We start from the raw sequence: 2,802 nt of genomic DNA, 5'->3' as shown, positions 1-2,802 counted from the left end.
GCCGCAGAAGATGAGGTCGGCCACGTGGGCAAGCATCCCGGTCATCCACTCCCTGCAAACTCGCCGGCCCGCAGGCGCGGCGGGAGACACTCGCCCAAGTCTTCGATCCGCCCGCCCGCGAGTCCCCTCGCCCACTTGGCAAACTGACGTTCGCCGTGGTATCATTCGCCAGGGGTCCCACGGGCCGGGCAGGGGGAACGGCGCAAGAAACGGCGGAAGGAACGGCCGACCACCGCGGGGAGGTTCGAAGCAGCTACCAAGAATGTAGCTATTAGGCTCCGAATGCGGTATAAGCGAAGCACCATGCGCTACTATTCCATCGGCCGGCTGGCCAGGTTGCCAGGAATTACTCCGAAGCGCATCCGGGAATGGGAAAAGCAGGGCAGGATCCGGTGCGTGCGCCTGCCCTCCGGTCACCGGCGGTACCCGGAGGAGGAGGTCCGCCGGATACTGGGCGAGTCCTCGCCCGAAGGCGTACGGGTGGCGGTGTACGCCCGGGTGTCCACCAGGAAGCAGGCCGACGCGGGCAACCTGGAGCGGCAAAAGGAGCGGCTGCTGGCCTGCGCGGCGCTGAAGGGGTACCGGGTGGTGCACGTCTTCGAGGACGTGGCCTCAGGTCTGAACCGGAGGCGGCGCGGCCTGGAGAGCTGGCCATCGTTACGTCCTTCTCGGCTCGCCTGTACGGAGCGCGGGGTGGCCGGAGGGTCCGGAGGGGCTTTCGGGAGCTGCTAAGGGATGCCGAAGCCGAAGCGCAAAAAAGAGGATAAGTTCCGCGTCACGGTCTGCGGGGAGTGGTTTCCGGAGGCCTATCCGGAATTGCGGTCGGAGAAGTGGGCCCGGGGTGACGAAGACCCGCTGGAGACCGAGATGCGCCTCTTCTGCGCCTGCGGGCGCTGGGCGTTCAACCGGCTGCCGGAGGGCGTATCGCGGGACAAGATCAAGAAGCGGGGCCAGGAGCTCTTCGGCCTGAACTCCCGCTACGCGGACGACGCCCGGCTAAAGGCTCAGGCCCTGCTGGACTCGCAGAGGGAACTGCTGGAGATGGAAACCGAGGCGACCGGGACGAAGCTGGGCCGGGCGAGGAAAAGGCTTGGGCAGGCCATGCGGAAGCTGGCCGAGGCCGGGAAGAAGGGCGCCGCCCCCCAAGTTCTGCAAAAGCTCCGCCTGGCCGTCAAAGGCCGGAACGACCGGGTCGCTTCCCTGGAGCAGAAGCTGACCGAGCTCAGGGCCCATCAGGAGAACGGAACCGTTCCCCCGGTCGTCTTCGGCGGTCGCAAGCTCTGGAAGAGGGTCTCCAAGGGCCGGGGCTCCCGTGAGGAGTGGCGGGCGGCACGCAAAAGCCGCCTTTACTCCCGGGGCGACGAGACCAAGGGCGGCAACCCGAACGTGAAGGTGTCGCATGCCGGCGGCGAGTTCCGCCTGGCGGTGAGCATTTCCCACCTGTCGGAGCAGATCGGCGAGGACGCCAAGGGGCGTCCGAAGATGACGCGCGCCCCGAGGGTCGAGGGTCGGCTGTGGCTTCCGGAAAAGCACCGCGGCAGGTATCTGGTCCACCTCAGCTTCGAGCTGGCGGGCGCCCCGGAGCCGGACTTCGGAAACGGCTGCCTGGGGCTGGACATCAATCCCGACGGCGTGGCGTTGTGCAACGTGGGGCGCACTGGACAGCCGGAGCCCTGGCCGGGGGACTTCGGGATTGCGTCCCCGCCCAACCTGGGCAAGTACGAGGGCGAGTTCCGGGTGATTTTGTACCCGAACGGCTTTGCCTACATCCGCATTCCGGACCTGGAGTACGCCCGGGGTTTCCGGCGGAAGTACCTCATCGGCGTGCTGGCCAAGGTGATAGTGGACGCGGCGAGGTTGCTGGGCAAGCCGATAGGGTTGGAGGATCTGGACTTCGGCAAGGACCGGCTGGACACCGATGCCGGGTTCAACAGGATGGCCTCCAACTTTCCCTACGCCCAGGCAACGGAGGCCGTGTGCCGGAGGGCGGCGAAGGAGCAGGTGGCCTTCAAGCCCGTGCCGCCGCGGCATACGTCCGCCATCGGCTTGTGGAAGTACATGGATCGGTTTGCGGTCCCGGTGCACTGCGCGGCGGCCCTGGTCGTGGGCCGCCGGGCGATGGGTTACCGGGAGCGCGTAACGAAGGAGCTCAAGGAACTGGTTGCTCGAATCGGGCAAACACTGGCCCGCAAGGGTCGTTCCGAACCAAGGGAAGGAACAGGGATGACCCGCGGGGTCCGGGCCTGCTTGAGGCAGCTGGAGCGGAAGATGCAGGTTCACAACGCGCTTCCCGCGTGGGAGCAGACACGGTTTTGTTCCGTCTGGCGCGACTTCAGGCTGCTGGCCCTGTCCCTGCGGTGACCCCGTTTAGCCGGTGTCGGCCAAACCGGTAGGCGTCCTGACAGGACGCGGGAGGCGGGGCCAACCCCCGCCGGAACAACCCCTTCCGGCGCAGCCCTCCCGTCCGGGTGGGACTCCCGGGCCGAGGCCCCCTGTCGCCCTGCCCCCCGGAGGGCAAGACAAGTGTCCGAGAGGAGGCGAAGGCCTGGTCGGGGGCCGGTCTATCCGAAGGGAAGATTCGGGTAGATTTTTTAAACCAGGGCTCATCCAGCCCCAGCAGCCACCGGACGCCCGGGTCCGCCGACGGGGCCGCTACGTCTGAAGGACCCGCAGGACCCGCTCCATGGCCCACTCGAGTTCCTCCTCGCTGATGATGAGCGGCGGCGCCAGCCGGATCACGTTCACGTGGGTCTCCTTGGCCAGCACCCCGGCCTCCTTGAGCCGCTCGCAGTAGGGCCTGGC

General features: G+C 67.4%; 3 protein-coding genes. 2 read left to right on the top strand and 1 reads right to left on the bottom strand.

What is annotated here, in order from left to right; all coding sequences use genetic code 11:
* The first annotated feature begins 282 nt into the window (after positions 1-282).
* Together AB1609_20195 and AB1609_20190 are read left to right on the top strand one after the other, a co-directional pair.
* Positions 283-732, top strand: a complete 450-nt coding sequence (locus AB1609_20195; GenBank protein ID MEW6048764.1) for a recombinase family protein — start codon at positions 283-285, stop codon at positions 730-732.
* Between the two features lie 3 nt (positions 733-735).
* A complete protein-coding gene (locus AB1609_20190) occupies positions 736-2,361 on the top strand; it encodes an IS200/IS605 family accessory protein TnpB-related protein (GenBank protein ID MEW6048763.1) in 1,626 nt (541 codons plus the stop codon).
* 291 nt (positions 2,362-2,652) lie between these two features.
* On the opposite strand, the gene AB1609_20185 is transcribed toward AB1609_20190, so the two are convergent.
* On the bottom strand, positions 2,653-2,802 hold a 150-nt coding region (locus AB1609_20185; GenBank protein MEW6048762.1), incomplete at its 5' end, for an aminotransferase class III-fold pyridoxal phosphate-dependent enzyme.

The organism is Bacillota bacterium (assembly GCA_040754675.1).
In the GTDB taxonomy this organism is placed as follows: domain Bacteria; phylum Bacillota; class Limnochordia; order Limnochordales; family Geochordaceae; genus Geochorda.
The sequence above is the reverse complement of the archived record's forward strand: the minus strand, read 5'-3'. Positions and strand labels throughout refer to the sequence as shown.

What these genes read in the sequence shown, in the direction of transcription:
- AB1609_20190 (MEW6048763.1), top strand. Translation starts at nt 736, where the DNA reads ATGCCGAAGCCGAAGCGCAAAAAAGAGGATAAGTTCCGCGTCACGGTC.
- AB1609_20195 (MEW6048764.1), top strand. Translation starts at nt 283, where the DNA reads ATGCGGTATAAGCGAAGCACCATGCGCTACTATTCCATCGGCCGGCTG.